The 18,546-nt window shown below is 39.2% G+C and carries 16 protein-coding genes; 4 read left to right on the top strand and 12 right to left on the bottom strand.

The features are described from left to right. Positions 1 to 9 precede the first annotated feature (9 nt). Entirely contained in the window at positions 10 to 1,314 is a 1,305-nt protein-coding gene (locus SanaruYs_RS00575) for a glycosyltransferase family protein (protein ID WP_127120568.1), read from the bottom strand. Between the two features lie 232 nt (positions 1,315 to 1,546). On the opposite strand from SanaruYs_RS00575, the gene SanaruYs_RS00570 reads away from it, so the two are divergent. Then, entirely contained in the window at positions 1,547 to 2,731 is a 1,185-nt protein-coding gene (locus SanaruYs_RS00570) for an aspartate aminotransferase family protein (protein ID WP_127120567.1), read from the top strand. 32 nt (positions 2,732 to 2,763) lie between these two features. Next, on the top strand, positions 2,764 to 3,861 hold the full coding sequence (locus SanaruYs_RS00565) for an AI-2E family transporter (RefSeq protein WP_127120566.1): 1,098 nt from the start codon (positions 2,764 to 2,766) through the stop codon (positions 3,859 to 3,861). Here the strand turns inward: SanaruYs_RS00565 and SanaruYs_RS00560 are convergent. The 10 genes from SanaruYs_RS00560 to SanaruYs_RS00515 all read right to left on the bottom strand — a co-directional run bounded on the left by SanaruYs_RS00560 (position 3,842) and on the right by SanaruYs_RS00515 (position 16,098). Then, on the bottom strand, positions 3,842 to 4,270 hold the full coding sequence (locus SanaruYs_RS00560) for a PPC domain-containing DNA-binding protein (RefSeq protein WP_246011801.1): 429 nt from the start codon (positions 4,268 to 4,270) through the stop codon (positions 3,842 to 3,844). The two genes, SanaruYs_RS00565 and SanaruYs_RS00560, sit on opposite strands and share 20 nt — an antisense overlap. A gap of 41 nt (positions 4,271 to 4,311) precedes the next feature. Next, on the bottom strand, positions 4,312 to 4,848 hold the full coding sequence (hslV, locus tag SanaruYs_RS00555; protein WP_174842756.1) for an ATP-dependent protease subunit HslV: 537 nt from the start codon (positions 4,846 to 4,848) through the stop codon (positions 4,312 to 4,314). Then, positions 4,841 to 5,434: a hypothetical protein gene (locus SanaruYs_RS00550; RefSeq protein WP_218022337.1), complete on the bottom strand. Its 594-nt coding sequence runs from the start codon at positions 5,432 to 5,434 to the stop codon at positions 4,841 to 4,843. Before SanaruYs_RS00550 ends, hslV begins: the two co-directional genes overlap by 8 nt. A 40-nt stretch (positions 5,435 to 5,474) precedes the next feature. After that, positions 5,475 to 6,122: a Uma2 family endonuclease gene (locus SanaruYs_RS00545; protein ID WP_127120563.1), complete on the bottom strand. Its 648-nt coding sequence runs from the start codon at positions 6,120 to 6,122 to the stop codon at positions 5,475 to 5,477. A gap of 37 nt (positions 6,123 to 6,159) precedes the next feature. Next, positions 6,160 to 7,791, bottom strand: a complete 1,632-nt coding sequence (locus SanaruYs_RS00540; RefSeq protein WP_127120562.1) for a pyruvate dehydrogenase complex dihydrolipoamide acetyltransferase — start codon at positions 7,789 to 7,791, stop codon at positions 6,160 to 6,162. 67 nt (positions 7,792 to 7,858) lie between these two features. Then, complete coding sequence (locus SanaruYs_RS00535) at positions 7,859 to 10,825, bottom strand: BamA/TamA family outer membrane protein (RefSeq protein WP_127120561.1); 2,967 nt, start codon at positions 10,823 to 10,825, stop codon at positions 7,859 to 7,861. Positions 10,826 to 10,942: 117 nt separating this feature from the next. Next, positions 10,943 to 11,455, bottom strand: coding sequence for a GNAT family N-acetyltransferase (locus tag SanaruYs_RS00530; RefSeq protein ID WP_127120560.1), 513 nt, complete (start codon positions 11,453 to 11,455; stop codon positions 10,943 to 10,945). Positions 11,456 to 11,602: 147 nt separating this feature from the next. Further along, complete coding sequence (locus tag SanaruYs_RS00525) at positions 11,603 to 12,541, bottom strand: DUF4249 domain-containing protein (RefSeq protein WP_127120559.1); 939 nt, start codon at positions 12,539 to 12,541, stop codon at positions 11,603 to 11,605. A gap of 4 nt (positions 12,542 to 12,545) precedes the next feature. After that, positions 12,546 to 14,936: a TonB-dependent receptor gene (locus tag SanaruYs_RS00520; protein ID WP_127120558.1), complete on the bottom strand. Its 2,391-nt coding sequence runs from the start codon at positions 14,934 to 14,936 to the stop codon at positions 12,546 to 12,548. 283 nt (positions 14,937 to 15,219) lie between these two features. Continuing rightward, a complete protein-coding gene (locus tag SanaruYs_RS00515) occupies positions 15,220 to 16,098 on the bottom strand; it encodes a bestrophin family protein (RefSeq protein WP_127120557.1) in 879 nt (292 codons plus the stop codon). Positions 16,099 to 16,221: 123 nt separating this feature from the next. Here SanaruYs_RS00515 and SanaruYs_RS00510 point away from each other — a divergent pair, with 123 nt between their 5' ends. After that, a complete protein-coding gene (locus SanaruYs_RS00510) occupies positions 16,222 to 16,986 on the top strand; it encodes a hypothetical protein (protein WP_127120556.1) in 765 nt (254 codons plus the stop codon). Here the strand turns inward: SanaruYs_RS00510 and SanaruYs_RS00505 are convergent. Beyond that, positions 16,981 to 17,379: a DoxX family protein gene (locus tag SanaruYs_RS00505; RefSeq protein WP_127120555.1), complete on the bottom strand. Its 399-nt coding sequence runs from the start codon at positions 17,377 to 17,379 to the stop codon at positions 16,981 to 16,983. The two genes, SanaruYs_RS00510 and SanaruYs_RS00505, sit on opposite strands and share 6 nt — an antisense overlap. 83 nt (positions 17,380 to 17,462) lie before the next feature. On the opposite strand from SanaruYs_RS00505, the gene SanaruYs_RS00500 reads away from it, so the two are divergent. Then, positions 17,463 to 18,542: an aromatic ring-hydroxylating oxygenase subunit alpha gene (locus SanaruYs_RS00500; RefSeq protein WP_127120554.1), complete on the top strand. Its 1,080-nt coding sequence runs from the start codon at positions 17,463 to 17,465 to the stop codon at positions 18,540 to 18,542. Positions 18,543 to 18,546 lie beyond the last annotated feature (4 nt).

The following is an 18,546-nucleotide window of genomic DNA, read 5'->3' as shown; positions in this document are numbered from 1 at the left end:
AAATTTTCTTTAGTCTAGAATTTCGGTCAACCTAGCCGTCATAGCTTTTCGTGAATATTCATTTCCTAACTGCGAGGAATTACTACCTGAATTTTCCCACACTATAAAATGATGAAGTAAAATATCCTTGATCTGTTGCTGTTGACTCTCATGAATCATTACACCAGCTCCAGACTTGTTTAGCAAATCAGCCGCATCGCCCTGCTCTGGCCCAATGCCTAATACTGGCAGGCCCGTTGCCAGGTATTCGAATAACTTCCCAGGCATGTAGCCTTCTGCATCTTTGTAGCCTGTAAGCACCAAAAGTAATAAGGCGCTTTTGCCGTATAGCTTCACCACTTCTTTGTGAGGTATGTTTGGGGTTAATGTTGTAATCGTCTTTAAAACAGCATGTTCTTTCACATAATTTGCAAAGCGTGCATTAACCTGCCCTACAAAATCTACCTGAACTGCATTTTTAAATTCAGCATGCTTAACGCATAAGGAAGCTAATGCTTCCATGAACGGAATTGGATTACACTTTTCGTTAACAATACCCACATGACGGATTACAAAACGATCCGGTCTTTCAGTTTTGAAATCCTGAAAGTCCTCTTCATCGTAACCATTGGTGAGCAGATTAACTTTTCGGCCGCCCAACCGCTGAAAATGTCTGACATAAAATGGAGTGATAGTGGTCACTTTATCTGCTGTAGTGAGTACTTTCTTTTCTAATTGCTGGTGCGTTTTTCTGGCCAGCTTGCTAAGCTTTAAAGTATCCAAAAAACCCCATTCGCTCCAAGGATCTCGGAAATCGGCTGTCCATTTCAAAGAGGGGTTTCGCTTTTTTAAACCTAAGCCTATGAGATGCACACTATGTGGTGGACCTGTAGTGATAATGTGTCTGATTCTTTTTTCTCTTAAGAAATCATCTAAAAATTTAACACTAGGCCGCACCCAAAAAACACGTGGATCGGGTATAAAGAAATTACCTCTGATCCAAATGCTTAGTTTACTAAACAACGAATCTGCTTTTGGGGCTGAGTTGGCGCTAACCTGAACTCCCCCACCCGATAGTTTATTAAACAAACCGTATGGCTCCCAGATAGGAAAGTGTAGCACCTCAGCTTCAGGTGGTATGTCTTTTAGTAATGATTCGTCTTTTAAATCGAATGCCGGATTTTCTGGTGTGAAAACATAAGGCTGCCAGCCGAACTGCGGCAGGTACTTAACAAACTTGAGCCAGCGCTGCACCCCGCTACCTCCGCTTGGAGGCCAATAGTAAGTAATCACCATTACTTTTTTGCTCTCACTTTCTTCTTCGGGGTCGGACATTCTGTTCAATTAAAACTCAAAATTCAACTTTCAAATGGTCTTAGCAAACCTATAAACCTAATTTTTAAAACTACTAATCCGCGTCTTTACCTAAAATCCGTCTGACCGCTGTTAGCTTCTGCTTTCAGCGGTCAGACGGATGATCCATATTATGAAATCTCTACTATTTTTAAAACTAGTGGTATTCAAATGGATTTGCAGATTTTTAATTGAGAATCACTTAATTTGAATCATGAATTTCAGTGAAGAGGTGTTTCTGCATAAACTGGCGCAGACCACACCTTACCCTTACAACATTAGTATAGAAAGCGCGAAGGGCGTTTATCTCTTTTCTCCTGATGGCAAACGCTATATCGATATGATTTCCGGTATTGGCGTAAGTAGTATTGGCCATGGTAATGCTCATGTTATAAAAGCCATAAAAGATCAGGTTGATAAGCATTTGCACGTAATGGTATATGGTGAGTTTATTCAAAACAGCCCTAATGCCCTTGCCGAAAAATTAGCCAGTCTGTTGCCCAAGTCTCTGAACTGCTCCTATTTTGTAAACTCAGGTACAGAAGCCAATGAAGGCGCTTTAAAACTTGCTAAACGTGTTACTGGAAGGACACAAATCATTTCCATGCGCAAGTCTTATCATGGCAGTACGCATGGTTCTTTAAGCGTTTCCGGAAATGAAATGAAAAAGGCAGCCTATAGACCTTTACTGCCCGATGTGTATTTTCTTGATTTCAATGTTATAGATGACCTTGAGCAAATAAGCGAAAAAACAGCATGTGTTATTGTAGAAACCATACAAGGCGATGCGGGAGTGCGCATTCCTTCAAAAGAATACATCAAAGCCTTGCGTAAACGCTGCTCAGAGAAAGGAGCCTTGTTAATATTCGATGAGATTCAATGTGGGATGGGACGGACAGGTACCTTATTCGCCTTCGAACAATTTGATGTGGTACCTGATGTATTAACCATTGGTAAAGCGTTTGGAGGTGGGTTGCCCATTGGTGCCTTTATAGCCGATGAAAAGCTAATGAAAGAACTTACTTACAACCCACCATTAGGTCATATTACTACTTTTGGTGGCAACCCGGTTTGCTGCGCCTCTGCTTTGGCAACATTGGAAGTAATAGAACAAGAAAAACTGTTATCGGGCGTTGAGTCCAAAGGACAGCTCATTGAATCACTTTTGCAAAACCCAAAAATAAAAGCCATCAGGCGTATCGGTTTAATGTTTGCCATCGACTTTGAAACTGATGAGGTGGTAAATCGGATTGTGGAGTATGCAAAACAAAAGGGAGTGATCTGCTATTGGTTTTTATCTCACCCGAACAGCTTCCGCATTGCACCACCACTTATCATCAGCGAAAGCGAAATACATGAAGCTTGTAATATTATTTTAGAGGCTATCGATAAGGCATAGCAGTTCAACAGTAGAGTATATATATTTAAGCAATGGAAAATAAGACCTTCAATAGATTAGATTATACTTACAAGCTTTTCATTGTTATTGCGCTAAGCATTGTAGCACTGATACTGGCTAAGGATATATTTATACCCATAGCTTTTGCAGGGTTTATTGCTGTTGTCATGCTACCTGCCGTTAAATGGATGGAGCGCAAAAAAATCAATACTGTGCTTGCTATAACGCTCGTATTGCTTGGCTTTACTATTTGTCTTTCCTTACTCGGCTGGTTGATTATCGATCAGATTGTAGCACTGGTTAATGACCTTCCTGATATTCAAACAAGACTGGAATTGTTTACCGATAGCATCAGAAGTTCGCTGAGAAAAGATTTTGGTGTGAGCATATTAGACCAAAATAACCTGGTGAAAGATGCGGTTAAAAGTGTCAGCACTTATATAGGTGATATCTTGGTTTCAACCGGAAATCTCATTTCACTTATTATTCAGATACCGATATACATTTTTCTGTTCCTAATATATAGGGATAAGTTTAAGTTATTCTTTCAAAAACTATTACCCGATCAGGAAGATTTTTTGTGGAAGACAGAATTGGAGAATGTATTACAAGGTTATGTGATTGGGCTGGCATTAGTTACTATGATTATAGCCTCATTAAATACTATAGGCTTAGCCCTCCTTGGTATTGAACATGCTATTTTCTTTGGCTTGCTTTCCGGACTACTTACGATTATACCTTATGTAGGTATATTCATCGGTGCAGCCTTGCCAGCCTTCTTAGCGCTGGTAACCAAAGATAGTGCCTGGTATGCGGTTGGTGTTGTTGGCATTTTCTCATTTGTTCAATTTCTGGAAGGTAACTTTATTACACCTCGTATTACCGGCTCTAAAGTAAGTATTAATGCACTTGCCGCGATTGTCGCCTTATTACTAGGAGGTAAATTGTTGGGTATTGCAGGTATGATACTAGCTGTTCCGGCAATTGGTGTGTTTAAAATAATTTTAGGACACACTGAACATTTAAAAGCCTTTGTTATTCTTTTAGAAGACACCAATGGTGGAAATTCCAAACAAAAGATTGAGAAAAGTTCAGCCGATGAAGAAATTACTACTCCCCCAGCTTCTTAACAACTAATTCTTTGTATCCATATGTGCTATCCAACTCACGCAAGTAACGTATTTCTGGTAGTACGCCTAATACGATTTCGGCAGTGGTATAAATTGTAGAACCCTTGGTCAGGTGACCTCCTTTACAATTTCCCTCACCGTCTGCTACAGTTATGTGCAAATGTGTTCCATTAATAGAGAGAGTTCCTACCAGGGATAGAATCTCAAAATGACCTGATATTAGCGTTGGTGTTCCCTGATTAGCATAACGGATGTTGGCCCCTGTTAAACTCCCCACACAAGTGATGATAAAGGCTGCTTCAATCTTTTCGCGTGCTACAAAGTCTTGCAGTGCAACGTAAAGATCTTCACCCGGTTTTAGTCTGATGGTCTCAACTTTCATATCCTTCTTATCAGATTTATCAGGCATGCAGGCTGAGGCTAGAACAACAATCAGTAATAAACTCCGTATCAAACTTTTTCAACCACCAGGTTGTGATTGGTATAAATGCAGATGTCTGCAGCGATGTTCAGACTTTCTCTTACAATTTCTTCAGCGGTAAGTTGTGGTGCATGCTTTTTAAGTGCCAGTGCTGCAGCCTGTGCATACATGGCTCCTGAACCGATAGCGGCCACGTTGTTATCCGGCTCCAGTACATCACCAGTACCTGAGAGAATCAGCAACTCATCTTTACTGGCTGTAATCAACATAGATTCTAATCTGCGTAAGTAGCGATCTGTTCGCCAGTCTTTAGCCAACTCAATGGCTGCGCGCTTCATATTACCACCATAAGCACTCAGCTTCTCTTCAAAGCGCTCTAATAAAGTAAAGGCATCGGCAGTGGAGCCAGCAAAACCTGTAACAATTTTGCCATCAAGCAGCTTTCTGATTTTTTTCACATTGCTTTTGGCCACGTAATTACCCATGGTAGCCTGACCATCGGCACCAATAGCCACCTGGTTATTATGTAACACCGCAAGAACAGTTGTAGAATGTATTTTAGTCATTATTATCTTTTTTAAAAATGAAACCGCTCACCCCTAATCCTGCCGATAATGCAGCATACTTAGAAGAAGCTTTGTATGATTGATAGAAAACACCTGCATCGATTGACAAGTTCCGTGATTTGCCTACAAAGAAGGAGTAGCCAGCGCCAACAGAAAATCCTCTCAAACTCACTTCAGTCTTTTGGGAAGAGGAAGTAATAACCCCTAAGAATTGATTTGAAACAATGGTTTGTTCAAGAAAAGTTTCCTGATGACCAAACATGTAATTTGCCTCACAAAAAAAGCCTTTGGCTATATAGTAGCGTACAAATGGCCCGATGTTTCTAGAGGTAGATTTACTCAAATAATATAAATAGGTAATTGATGATGAACCAACATTTTTCGCCTCCTCATTAGTATTGACCAACGAAAACCCAATACCAGTTAAGAATTTAGGTATAGGAAATATTCCTAATGAGAACATACCGACTGCATTTTGCAATGTATTTTCTGAATTACCTGACAACTCCGTATTTTTCGACCGAGAATACGTTCCACTGCCATTAGCATATACAGTTAGTGGATCAAATTGCGCAGAGGCACTCATGAATGCAAGAAGTAAGAGCAAATACAACAAGCAAAAACTTTTACTTTGCATTTTTTGTCAATGAAGTATTTTGATAAATAAACTCGATTGGCAGATCAACACCAATTGCAGCTACTTCTAATTTATCATGTAGCGATTTATACTCCTCTAATTCCCAGTGCCCTGATTTGTTGATTCGAAACGCTTCGATATTTATCGTTTCAGTTTCTACAAGTATGTATTCTTTTAGTGATGGAATATCCCTATACAACTTGAACTTACTTCCCCGATCATAATTTTTAGTTGAGGGAGAAAGGATTTCTATGATTATTGTTGGGTCAACAACTGAATCTTCATTGGTTTGTTCTACATCACCACAGAAAACAGAAATATCGGGATAGGTATAAAGTGTATTCTCCGGGATAAAAACCCGCATATCACTTCCATAAGGTCTACATGGTTTACCCTTTAACCTAATGTATAACTCACCAATAACATTAACTGAAATGATATTATGAGTTTGGCTGGCTCCTGATCTAGCATATACTTCTAACTCCGAAGTGGTACTAGGAAGCTCATCAAGCATCAAAAAAACCTCGCCTTGGAAGTATTCGTGTTTCTGCTCCGAAGATCGCTCAAAAGCCAAGTACTCCTCAATGGTGAGTTTCTTTTTTCCATAAGCTACTATCGGTTCACGAATTTCTATCATTGCCTTAATTAACAAGTGAGAAATCTCTTATGAGAACTTATATCAAAATCCTAACGGGATCTTCAAGCAAGCCTTTTAAAGTCTTAAGGAAAGCAGAACCCACAGCTCCATCTACTGCACGGTGATCGCAGGATAGGGTAACCTTCATTACGCTACCTGGTACCAGCTGACCATTTTTAACAACAGCCGTTTCCTTAATACCACCTACCGCCAAAATACAAGCATCAGGAGGATTGATAATGGCTGTGAATTCATCGATACCAAACATACCAAGATTAGAGATAGAGAAAGTTGATCCTTCCCAGTCCTTAGGTTGTAGTTTCTTATCGTGTGCACGTTGTGCCAGGTCCTTTACTTCAGCAGAAATATGAGACAATGACTTATTATCTGCAAAGCGAACCACCGGCACCAATAAGCCATCCTTTACAGCCACAGCCACACCAATGTGTATGTGGTTGTTCTTTCTGATCTTATCGCCTAACCAGCTTACGTTTACATCAGGATGCTGACGTAAAGCGGCTGCGGCTGCCTTTAGCACTAAATCATTAAAGCTTACTTTAACAGGACTGATTTCATTAATACTTTTTCTCGCTTCGATTGCTTTGTCCATGTTAATTTCCATGGTCAGGTAGAAGTGAGGTGCTGTATACATGCTTTCACTCAGGCGCTTAGCAATTACCTTGCGCATTTGTGAAACTGCTACTTCTTCAAAACTCTCCTGCCCTACAACAGTCGGTAAAACCACAGCAGCACCAGCTGATGCAGACTTAGTTGCTGAAGGAGCAGCACCAGGTTTAAAGTTTTCGATATCTTGTTTTGTGATGCGGCCGTTATCGCCAGTGCCTTTTATCTGGTTTAGATCATAGCCTTTTTCTTTAGCCATTGATTTCGCTAAAGGAGATGCTTTAATGCGTCCATTTGTACTATGCTCCTCAACAACTGCAGTGTTCTTACTCGTTGCATCATTGTTTGATGCTCCTGGAGCTTCTGCTTTGGCAGGCTGAGCCTCCCCTTTGCCTTTAGCTTCGTGTGCTTTTAATAAGGTTGCCCAGTCAGCACCCTTCTCTCCCACAATAGCCAATACACCGTTAACAGCAATTGATTTACCAGCGTCTGCGCCAATGTATAAGACTGTTCCTGTGTTATACGATTCATATTCCATGGTGGCTTTGTCCGTCTCAATCTCGGCCATCAGCTCACCCGTTTTTACAGTATCACCAACCTTTTTATGCCATGCAGCTATAACACCTTCGTTCATGGTGTCACTCATTTTAGGCATCAATACAATTTCAGCTTTAATTCCTGAGGTATCAATGGCCGCAACAGGGGCAGCGCTTGTTGGTTTTGCTTCTTGTTTAGGTGCCTCTTCCTGCGCTCCACCCGAAGTAGCAGCTTGGCCGGCACTCTCTAACAATGCTTTATAATCTTCACCCTTCTTACCAACAATGGCAAGCACATCGTTTACTTTAACTGCCTGACCTTCAGGTGCCCCAATATATAATACAGTACCTTCGTTAAAAGATTCATAGTCCATTGTGGCCTTATCTGTTTCGATTTCAGCCATCAGTTCACCTGATTTTATGGTATCGCCCACCTTCTTATGCCATTTTGCAATGACGCCCTCTGTCATTGTATCGCTCATTTTGGGCATTCTTACTATCTCTGCCATGTAGCTTTTCTTTTATATCTCTGTTAAACAGCCAAAAATAAGGCATCAGAGCCGATTTTCAAGTGATTTAGAAATTTATCGTACCCAGTAAAAATTCAAACGTTGACACTGATGGCCTTAGGCCATAGCTTACACGGAATCCAATGTCTAATTGAGGGACAAATCGAAGAATGTTCATGTCCAGCTTTACTTCAGTACCAACAGTCAAATAAGATTGGCTTGAGTCGAATGATGGAGAATTGGCAAAGCCATAATCAACAAATGCGTTAAGTCTTAATCGCTGGAAATTAACAAGTGGTCCAATGTTAACATCTGGATACCAAAGGGGTAAAGCGTAGTTAGCCGACATAGAATAAAACTGCTGGGCCCGAAAAATAGATTGTCCTCTTGGCACTGGAATCCTGTTAGAGAAAACATAATTCGTCCTAAAATCATCGGTGTACAAAGTTCTTTGATACGCCCAATATCCATTGAAGGAATGATGTTTAAATAACCCAGGGAAAAATAATTGTGAGTAAAAGGCAAAGAGTGAACCATTTAAATCACTCCCAAAGCCAGATTTATACCAGTCTAGATTAATTGTTTGGCCCCATCTAGGTAAAAAATCACGGCTGCTTTGTCTGAAATAGCGGAATGCATTAACCCTAAACCTATTAAAGACTAAATTATTATTGCCTACGTAATTGCGTAAAGTATAAACACGTGTTATGGTATCGTTCAAGGTTTCAGCAGGAGCAAATCGTGCATCCTGATACAACGAGTTGGTAAAGCTGCTTACTTTGGTATACCCTATATTGTTACTAATAGTAAGACCGCTATTATATTTTGAACGTGTGAGTAAGAGGGGAATCCTCAACCCTACTGATACATTTCTCTCCTCCCAGTCTAAAGTAAGATTACGTTTTATTAATTCATTGCGTGTTGTATCCTGTGGAGGTGTAGGGTTGCGCTCAATAACACGAATCTGTACGTCACCTTCATTAACTGATCGATTGGCAAATGAGGCACTAATATCTACAATGGGCAGCCATGCCTGATAACTTAGGGTTGTATTCCACGATCCACTATTTTCGGCAATGTTATAATCGTAGCCGGCTGAGACTGCCGTTGTACTTAAAATATTTCTTGAGGTTATACCCAGTGTTGTGCTTGTTAAATTACTATCAAAATATGCCCCCCAACTTACAGGATTAATAATGCCACTCAGTTTTGAATAACGCTTAGTACTAAGTTCTATCTGAGGAATGCTGTCAAGTAGATTTGGTCTGCCCTCCTGTTCTGCTAAAAACTCAAAGAAGGTTTTAACTGGTTTTGTAAAACTGACCTCTTTCCATAACACTGGATCTACAGGCATTTTAACAACATCTAATCCATCTCTTCCTTGATCATTATAAAAAAGTGTCTTACCGTCTGCACTTAGCGCTGGGTTAAAAGCGCCATACTTACTTGAAGTAACCTGATACCGCTTTTCTGTTTTAAGATCATATGCATAGATATTATCAATACCACTTACTGGTGAGTTGAAATACAGGATGTCTCCTTCTAAAACAGGATGCCCGATATTTTCGTTTGTAACAGGAAGTATGTCTCTCTCCAGGCCACTCGCAACATCTATGGTGCTAATGGTTTTTCCTTGCGGTGTTGTCTTGGTTACTACTACAGACTTGCCATCATTAGAAAACCTTGGCATGGCATAAAAATGATTCTCTGCATTTTCAAATCGCTTTTTTTCTTGTTTTGAGAAGAAATCAATAATAACCACAGTTGTTTGATAACCAGTATTAGTTTCTACTGTCACTACCTGATAACCATCTGGTGATAATGCAGCAGCACCATAACGTGATTTACTACTTAGTTTCCATAATTGTTTTGTTGCTACATCGTATGCTTTTATAACTGAATATGTTTTTACCCTGTAACGTGGATCAAACTCATATTCATTCCAAACTACTTTTGTATTTGCGGTGGAAAGCATTCCTCCATCATTTACAACACCTTGTGTATGTATTCGCGTTTCGACACCATCTTTAATCAGTACGAGATGATCAACATCTCCTATACCACTCTTCATTGCAATTACACTGCCATCATCTAAAAGATTTGGATAATGGTAATTGGTAAAAGCTTTTGACTTGCGTTTGTTAACTGTTTCAAAACTCGTTAAGGAAAGTTCTTTCAATTTATTCTCCCACCTTGTTTTGTATTCATTCGCCATTTCCTTATACAACTTACTAACCCTTATGTCAGCATACTTGTGTATAGAATTTGAAAAGCGAAAAGGAAGAAAGGGAACGTTCCATGCACGCTTGGTTATTTTACCCCATATCTCAGGGTCGTTGCTGCGTTCTCGCAGATAACTAACCATATGATAACCCAGCACATAATGATCTGGAATAAAATGTTTGTAAGAACGTAAGTATTGTTTGTCGTAGTTGAAAGTGCGCCCTTCCAACAAATTAGTACGGAAGTTCATATTGAAATTAGGAATGCGACCACGGCCACTCTTGGTTAACCCGGTTTCCAACGCAACGGCATCACCCTCCCAAAACCAGGATGGCACGGCAACATTAGCCATGGCCGCAGTAGTAGCGGGACCAAAAGCATAATAAAATAATTTATTAAATCCTGTTATAGCATTTTCAAATTGAACTACGTGTCGGTATTCATGAACCGCCAAAAGGTTTAACCAATCATTACTTCCCAAGAAATTATAGTTTTGAGAAGGCATCATAAAAAACTCACTTCTACGCGGTGCTATTGAAACAAAGGCATTGGAAATAGAAGATTGGTTTTGCAGGATTACGGATATCTTTCTGGGTGCTTTACCCAATGTTCTGGATTCTGCAAGTCGGATGTGCTCAAGCGTATTTGCGACACGTTGGGCTTCTGCTTCAACACCTCTTGGATATATTACTCTAATCGATGGAGTGTTAACCTGTTGCCACTTTATGGCTGGTGGATTGTTGTTTAAAACACCTATTTGGCTGTGCGCTTGTATAGCTATAAAACAAAGTAGTATTGCGAAATTTCTCATATCACCTAATATTCAAATATAGATGAAAATGAGATTTATGCTAAAAGAAAAAACAGAGAAGTGTTTTTCTCTGATTAGTGAGAGTAAAACCGTTTAAATTAGTCTATTAACATTTAGCTAGCTTCTCCACTCCTCTCTTTTAAGCTGAAAAACAAAACAATCGTCTTCACCAAAAAATCTCCTTTCAACAAAACGAAAGCCGAAACGTTCATAAAAACGATGGGCTTTAACGTTACTTACCAATGGATCAATTAAAATAGCCGTCACTTCGCTGGCTTCAAAACAACGTTCTATAGCTTGAGTCATAATTACAGACCCGTAACCCTTACCAAGATCTTCCTCCTCTCCCAACCAAATATCTATGGCTCTCAAATCCCTTTCGACTTCACCCCAATAATGGGACTCTTCTTCATGGGGATCTATGATCTGAACAAAGCCTATAGGTCTTCCATCAAGTTCTGCCATAAGTTGTTCTCTCCAGGCTGGTTTATGCATCAACTCATGCTCCCAATTCCAGTCATCATTAGGATCTGAATCGATATTGTGTTGTTGTTTGTCCCAGTGATTAAGCAATGTTATGTCTGCTATGCTTGCAGGCCTTAGTTTTATTCTTGCTGACAACTTATTCATATCTAAATATAAAAAGGTTTGTTCAAGAAATAAGATTCAATTGTAAACTGATACGATTCTTACCAACATAAAATAGCAAATGCGTCCGATCGATGAATTTTTCAATATCATCGGTCAGACGCAAAGAGGTGATATTAGAATTTCTTATTAATACACCCTACTTACTTCATCCAGACTTTTAAAACGTCTGCCATTGCCTGCTACTGCTGCCACATTAAAAAAGCCAACCACTTTGCTTCCACTAGCATTTACGTTTCGTACGTTGGTGGGAACGTTGGCAATAGGTGTAGAGAATAATTCACCAAAACCACCAGGTCTGTCTGTTTGTAACTGTACCTCAGTCAAAAAGTCAAAGGCTTCCTGCGATAAAGAGTTTATCTCTACATAAAGAGAATCTCCAACACTGTATGGTGATAAAAGACTTCCATCAGCACCCTCATCAAATGGATTAATACTGGTTCTTATGGGTGTTATAAATTTTTCTCCGCTGTAATCAGCACCTCTGGAGAATGCTGCATCATATGCCAAACTTATTTCGGAGGGCTTATTTAACAATTGACCATTCTTATATGTTTTGATCCAATAAGCGTCACCCACGGGTAATAAATCTGTTCCCCAAAATTCCGCAAAATAGAGATCATCGAAAAACTGAGTTCCTTCTTGCTTATTAAATGTGATACTATCAACAGGAGGCACATCGTTCATACGGGCATTTGCCAAAAAGGTCTCGCCATTAACTGTCACCGTCAATTCATAGCTGTTACCAACCGTTCCAAAACCAACATTCCCTACAGGCGTCCAAACGTATTCACCTTGTGTTGCACCTTCTGTAAAAGTAAAAACGTTACCAAGGTTATCGCTGACTGAAACCGAAGCACCCGCTACTCCTGTGGGCAACACCTCATCGAAATAAGGTTGAGAACGTGTAATCTTTATTACCTGCGGTTGATCACGATTTGTAACCCATGCATCAATTACCAATACTGGTTCTGCACTTTCTAGTTCGGGAAATATCTGTTCTTCACATGCCACCAATGCTCCGAATGTAGCTGTAAACAAAATAGATTTTAAAATATTGTTCTTCATATTATTAGAAATGAAAGTTATAAGAAATAGATGGTATGATTGTGCCTATGATGGCCAACTGCCTGGCTTCACTGTTTATGGCACTACCTACAGGAACCCGCTCACTTCCTTGAGTGAAATAAATAGAGAAGGGATTCTTACGGGCATAGACGTTATATAAACCAAATACCCAGTAGTCTGTATTCTTTCGTTGCTTTCCATTTGCCTTCTCTGCTTTTCCATCCAGTCGAACGGATAAGTCTAATCGGTGAAAATCAGGCAGACGAACATTACCCCTGCTTTCATTCGCATTATAAGGTATTAGTATGCCTTGAACAACATATCGCGATGTTGGAAATGTTGCAGGTGTTCCGCTTACATAGGTAAAGTTGGCGGAGAGTGATAACCTTTTATTGAGCTCGTAGAAACCTGTCAATTTTAAATTATGGCGCTGGTCATAACGTGTAGCGTACCAGTCTCCTCTATTGATGCCCTCTACTTGTAGTTCAGTCTTACCTAAAGTGTAGGATATCCACCCGTTAAACCTCCCTTCCTGTTTTTGGAAATACAACTCCAATCCATAAGCACGACCTCTGCCACTTAACAATTCACCCTCAAGGTATTGGTTAATTAAAAGATTAGCACCATCAATATAATCTATCTGGTTCTCAGTTTGTCTGTAGTATGTTTCAGCTGAGAATTGATATAAATCGTTATTGCCGAACGACTTAAAATATCCAACGGCCAGTTGGTCTCCAATTTCAGGAAGAATATTGTTAGAACTTGGTGTCCATACATCCAAAGGATTGGATGCTGTTGTGTTTGAAATCAAATGCAGGTATTGCACCATTCTATTATAACTAGCCTTTATTGAAGTGGTGTTATTTAACTGCGCTTTTATTGATAAACGTGGCTCAAGGTTTGAATATTGACTTAATACATCACCAGACGAGACTTCCTGTTCAAGAGAAGTATTGGGTCTTCTTCTTTTACCAGGAATTGTATCGTAATAGATTACATTTTTACCTGGACCAAAACTATAAAACGATGAGTAACGAAGACCATATTGTAGCGTAAACGCATCACCAATCTTTTGATCATTGGAGAGATAGAACGAATTTTCTAAGTTATATTTTCTGTCGACCGTAAGTGGAATAGGTCCTCCACCTGAAGAAGCCACTGCATCTGCGGGAGTAAATTCATAATAAGTTGCCTCCGCCCCAAACGAGATTTCATTATCGCTATTTAAGAAATAACTAAAATTTGGTTTGAAAGTATAATTTGTGATGGATGACTTCCATCGAAAGTAGTCTTGATCATCTTCACCAAATTGGAGGGAATAGTCGTATTCGCTAAATATGGCAGAAAAGTTAGCAAACAATCTGTCGTTAAATATTCTATTGTAACGTAAGGTGCCAGTTTTATTTCCCCATGAAAAACCCTGATCTCCATCAAAGAAGAAAACATCCCTACCAAAATATCCTGATAAGAAAATTTTATTTTTCTCGTTGATGCTGTAATTGGCTTTGCCAGTCAAATCGTAAAAGTTAAGTTTGGCACCATCCTGCAATACCTCCACGAATGGTCGTGCCAACACATCTATATAAGACCTACGACCCGCCACAATAAAAGAGCCTTTATCTTTAACGATAGGTGCCTCAAGCGCCAGACGACTAAAAATAGTACCGATACCACCATTGGCTTCAAACTCTTTGTTATTCCCTTCTTTCATACGTACATCTAACAAAGATGCCAGACGACCACCGTATTGGGCAGGGATAGCTGCCTTATATAACTTAGTATCTTTAACTGCATCAGGATTAAAGACAGAGAAGAAGCCTAACAAATGTGAAGAGTTGTAAACCGAGGCCTCGTCCAGTAAAATAAGATTTTGACCAACGCTACCCCCCCTAACATTAAAACCTGAAGCGCCCTCACCCACCGTTGCCACACCAGGCAATTGCTGCAAGCTTCGGATGACATCTACCTCGCCCAAAAATGCAGGGATTTTGGAAATAGTCTTGATGTCAAGTTTGTTGACACTCATTTCGACTGACTGAACAATTGACTGCTCCTTTTCGGCTGATATTACAACTTCTTTAAGTTGCTCACCTTGCGATTCCATTTCAACATCAAACCTTATATTTTTGATAAGCTCTTGATTACTAACCTGTTTAGCATAGCCGATGTAGGTAAATTCAACATCGTAAGTCCCTGCTGGTAAGGTAAGTGAGTAGAAACCATACACATTGGTAGTAGTTCCTGCTGAAAGTGATCGAACATACACTGTTGCTCCAATAAGTGCTTCGCCATTGCTGGCGTCTTTAATGTAACCGTTAATGGTTACTTTGTCTTGAGCTGTTACCGAAATCGTTTGAAAGAAACAAATGATCAAAAAATAATATAGTTTTTGCATAGCGCGTTGTATGTCGGATGTAAACGCGCAGGATTACAAAGAGTTATACCATTTAATTATTTGTTAACAATGGTTAATTAATAAAGCCACTTTTCTTATTAGCGAAGCTTAAGTTGATGTGATTTACTGTTACGAATTCGTAAATTGAGCCATTGAAAAGTATGATTAAAAAAATAAAAGCGCTTTATCAGGAGTATAAGGAATATATAAGGGTAGACCTTATTATGTATGCTGTTTTGATTTTGATGATTGTGATCTACTTTATAGTGAGCGTAGCATTTGACTAAGCTAAGAGAATTTCTTCAACATTATCTTTGATTTTATCCGCCAGCTCATCTGTAGGCAAATCGTTAACGTCTGTACCAAAAGGGTCTTCAATTTCTTCAGCAATTAATTCAACGCTTAGTAATACGAAAGTAATGAGTACAACAATAATCTCGGTATAATAACCGAAGTTATTAATAAAGGCGAAGGGCAAGGTTATCACATATATAAAAAGAAACTTTTTTATATACATGGAATAAGAATATGGAATAGGTGTGTTCTTAATGCGCTCACATGCTCCTATTAAATCGGTAAAGTCCTTTAGTTCTTTGTCAAGATTCATTAGCTGATAACCTGAAAAATCACCCTTCTTATACAGCTCATTCACTCTGTTGTACATCATGGCAGAGATGTGATTAGGTTTATGCTTGTACTTCTTTAAAATATTAACAAAGTCATCGGTTGGCGGATCAAGTTCGCTTATCTGCGTTCCTTTTCTGAGATGTTCTTTAGTGGCAATAATAAAGTTAGGAATCATTTTTGCGAACCACTCTCTTTCTTCATGGTCTTCTTTACTGATGTAGGCATTTAGCTTTAGGGCAAAATTTCTAGTACTGTTTACCATACCTCCCCACATTTTTCGCCCTTCCCACCAGCGGTCATAGGCCGAATTTATTCTAAACACCAGGAATAGACCCAAAACAATACCCAAAAGTGAGTGCATGGCAATGGTGCCGGGGAAATTCTTCTCTTCCAGCTCAAAAACATCATAAATAACCTCTACTGCAAAAGTGAACAATGCCATAAAAATGAGTACGGGCAAAAGCGTTCTCATTACATGCTTTGAGTAGCTGTGGAAGATAAGCGAAAACCAAACTTTGGGGTTATAATTAATCATATAGCTAATACAGAAGGCTGCAAATAAAGGATAAGAATAATTGATTTCAAAAATACCTTTTCTAAACGCATTTTCTTTGGCTGTAAGCTGATTTCAGCTTAGTTTGCAAGAATATATATAGCTATGAAGCATCTGTTTACATACCCATTACTGACATTGTTTATTCTCCTTTGTAATTCAGCAACTGCACAGGATTATCTTATTACTGCAAAAGGTGACACCCTAAACGGTCAGGTTAAAATATTTGTAAATGGTCTTGACAAAAGAGTTCAAGTTAGCCAGCCTAATAAGAAAAAAATAACATACACCATTTTGCAAGTAAGGGGCTTTGTTTTAGAAAAGGAATTTTACAGACCTGTGAAATTTGCTGACACCTATGTATTTATGAAACTGCTCAAGCAGGGCTATTTAAGTTTGTATGCTTTTCAAATGAATGGTCAGCTAAGTTATGATGGCCAGTATTTATTAAAAATGGATGGTCAGGGCATGGAAGTACCTAATCTCGGCTTTAAACGAAACATGACACGTTTTTTAAGTGAATGCTCTGAACTAGCTGCGCAAATAGAAGAAGGAAAATATGGATACAGTGATTTGGATGAGATCATCAATCAGTTTAATGCTTGTATAAATGATAAAACTATTGCACAATCCACTAAGCCGAAAGGTTTATCTAATGTTAACCTTGATCCATGGAACGCCTTAGAAGTAAAAGTTCTGAACAGCGCGCTACCTGATAAGAATGATGCAATTGATATGATTAAAGACCTTAAAAACAAATTGGAAAAAGGAGAGCAGATACCCAAATTTTTATCTGAAGCCTTAAAAGCTGCTCTGAAAAATGATGAGGGTCTAACAGCTGATCTTGTCAAAGCGCTTGAAGGCTTATAATCTAAAGCGATTCCTTAATAGGTCAAGCCATATAGCTCGTTGTTCATATAGTACATAGCTGCACAGAATAAATACAACTACAGCCAATAAGAACAACTCACCTCCGTCCCCCATTACTTCTATTCCTATAAGGAAAACATGCATCATTATGGCTCCTGCCATCATGAAAATTGATAGTATCGAACCTAACCAACTAAGAGGTTTATAAATCAACAAAAGTGCTGCTATCAATTCAGCAACTCCAACCATAATTCTCCCCCAAGGCTCCATGCCAACTGTTTGAAAAATGTAAACAGATTCTGGAGAAGCACTAAACTTAAAAAACAAGGTTTGAACCAGAATAAGTGCTGAAAGGTAGCGTGCTACAGCGGGAAAAATCACTTGGTTTTTCATACAATACAATTTTACGAATAGTATGACTTTAAGTTTGTCTGCCAAGAGACACAAAGAATTTGTATTTTGCACAAAGCATCTTTATGAAATTCGATGTACATCCGGACATAGCCAAGGCAAAAACCATTCATACTGATTTTTACCTCAGCTCAGCTCATTTTGAAGAGGGTAAGGAAAAAATATTCGCCTCAACATGGCAATTTATTGGGGATACCGATCAGGTAAAAGAAGTGGGGTGGACAACACCTGTCAACTTGTTAGAAGAGCATCTCAATGAACCCATTGTTATTACACGCGATGAGAATAAGACTATTCATTGTCTATCAAATGTATGTACTCATCGTGGCAACATACTTGTTGAGCGTGCTTGTAAGTTAAACGACATCCGCTGCCGTTACCATGGCAGGCGTTTCAAATTAGATGGTACTTTTCATTCAATGCCGGAATTCAAGGAGGTTGAGAATTTTCCTACAAGCGATGATCATCTAAAACATCTGCCGCTTCACCAAATGGGTAAATGGCTTTTTACATCACTCAGTAACAAAAGTAATCCACAACACTTTTTTGCCGATATGCAAAATCGTATTGGCTGGATGCCATTAGAACAATTTCACTTCAGACCTGATTTATCGAAAGACTATCAAGTAGATGCACATTGGGCTTTGTATTGCGAAAACTATCTTGAAGGTTTCCATATACCCTTTATACATGCAGGTTTAAACAGCATCATTGACTATGGTAATTATACGACAGAGCTTTACCGATACAGTAATCTCCAACTGGCATTGGCCAAAGAAGGTGACATCACTTTCGATTTGCCACCCAGCTCTGTTGATTATGGTAAACAAGTAGCCGCTTACTATTTCTGGGTTTTCCCAAATATGATGTTCAACTTTTATCCATGGGGATTATCGATCAACATCATCAGGCCCCTTAGCATTAATAAAACTAGAGTCTCCTTCCTCTCTTATGTTTGGGATGAAAACAAACTGAGACAAGGTGCCGGTGCGAATCTTGATGAAGTAGAGAAAGAGGATGAAGAAGTAGTGCATCAGGTGCAAAAAGGGATTCGCTCACGTTTTTACCAACATGGGCGGTATTCGGTAAAGCGTGAAATGGGTACACATCATTTTCATCGCTTACTGGCAGAATTCATGCAGTGAAAAT

The organism is Chryseotalea sanaruensis (assembly GCF_003990915.1).
In the GTDB taxonomy this organism is placed as follows: domain Bacteria; phylum Bacteroidota; class Bacteroidia; order Cytophagales; family Cyclobacteriaceae; genus Chryseotalea; species Chryseotalea sanaruensis.
Note: the sequence above shows the minus strand (reverse complement) of the source record. Positions and strands in the feature narration are given on the sequence as shown.

What these genes read in the sequence shown, in the direction of transcription:
- SanaruYs_RS00550 (WP_218022337.1), bottom strand. Translation starts at nt 5,434, where the DNA reads ATGAGTGCCTCTGCGCAATTTGATCCACTAACTGTATATGCTAATGGC.
- SanaruYs_RS00520 (WP_127120558.1), bottom strand. Translation starts at nt 14,936, where the DNA reads ATGCAAAAACTATATTATTTTTTGATCATTTGTTTCTTTCAAACGATT.
- SanaruYs_RS00510 (WP_127120556.1), top strand. Translation starts at nt 16,222, where the DNA reads ATGAAGCATCTGTTTACATACCCATTACTGACATTGTTTATTCTCCTT.
- SanaruYs_RS00500 (WP_127120554.1), top strand. Translation starts at nt 17,463, where the DNA reads ATGAAATTCGATGTACATCCGGACATAGCCAAGGCAAAAACCATTCAT.
- SanaruYs_RS00530 (WP_127120560.1), bottom strand. Translation starts at nt 11,455, where the DNA reads ATGAATAAGTTGTCAGCAAGAATAAAACTAAGGCCTGCAAGCATAGCA.
- SanaruYs_RS00570 (WP_127120567.1), top strand. Translation starts at nt 1,547, where the DNA reads ATGAATTTCAGTGAAGAGGTGTTTCTGCATAAACTGGCGCAGACCACA.
- SanaruYs_RS00545 (WP_127120563.1), bottom strand. Translation starts at nt 6,122, where the DNA reads ATGATAGAAATTCGTGAACCGATAGTAGCTTATGGAAAAAAGAAACTC.
- SanaruYs_RS00525 (WP_127120559.1), bottom strand. Translation starts at nt 12,541, where the DNA reads ATGAAGAACAATATTTTAAAATCTATTTTGTTTACAGCTACATTCGGA.
- SanaruYs_RS00535 (WP_127120561.1), bottom strand. Translation starts at nt 10,825, where the DNA reads ATGAGAAATTTCGCAATACTACTTTGTTTTATAGCTATACAAGCGCAC.
- SanaruYs_RS00515 (WP_127120557.1), bottom strand. Translation starts at nt 16,098, where the DNA reads ATGATTAATTATAACCCCAAAGTTTGGTTTTCGCTTATCTTCCACAGC.
- SanaruYs_RS00505 (WP_127120555.1), bottom strand. Translation starts at nt 17,379, where the DNA reads ATGAAAAACCAAGTGATTTTTCCCGCTGTAGCACGCTACCTTTCAGCA.
- SanaruYs_RS00540 (WP_127120562.1), bottom strand. Translation starts at nt 7,791, where the DNA reads ATGGCAGAGATAGTAAGAATGCCCAAAATGAGCGATACAATGACAGAG.
- hslV (WP_174842756.1), bottom strand. Translation starts at nt 4,848, where the DNA reads ATGACTAAAATACATTCTACAACTGTTCTTGCGGTGTTACATAATAAC.
- SanaruYs_RS00565 (WP_127120566.1), top strand. Translation starts at nt 2,764, where the DNA reads ATGGAAAATAAGACCTTCAATAGATTAGATTATACTTACAAGCTTTTC.
- SanaruYs_RS00560 (WP_246011801.1), bottom strand. Translation starts at nt 4,270, where the DNA reads ATGCCTGATAAATCTGATAAGAAGGATATGAAAGTTGAGACCATCAGA.
- SanaruYs_RS00575 (WP_127120568.1), bottom strand. Translation starts at nt 1,314, where the DNA reads ATGTCCGACCCCGAAGAAGAAAGTGAGAGCAAAAAAGTAATGGTGATT.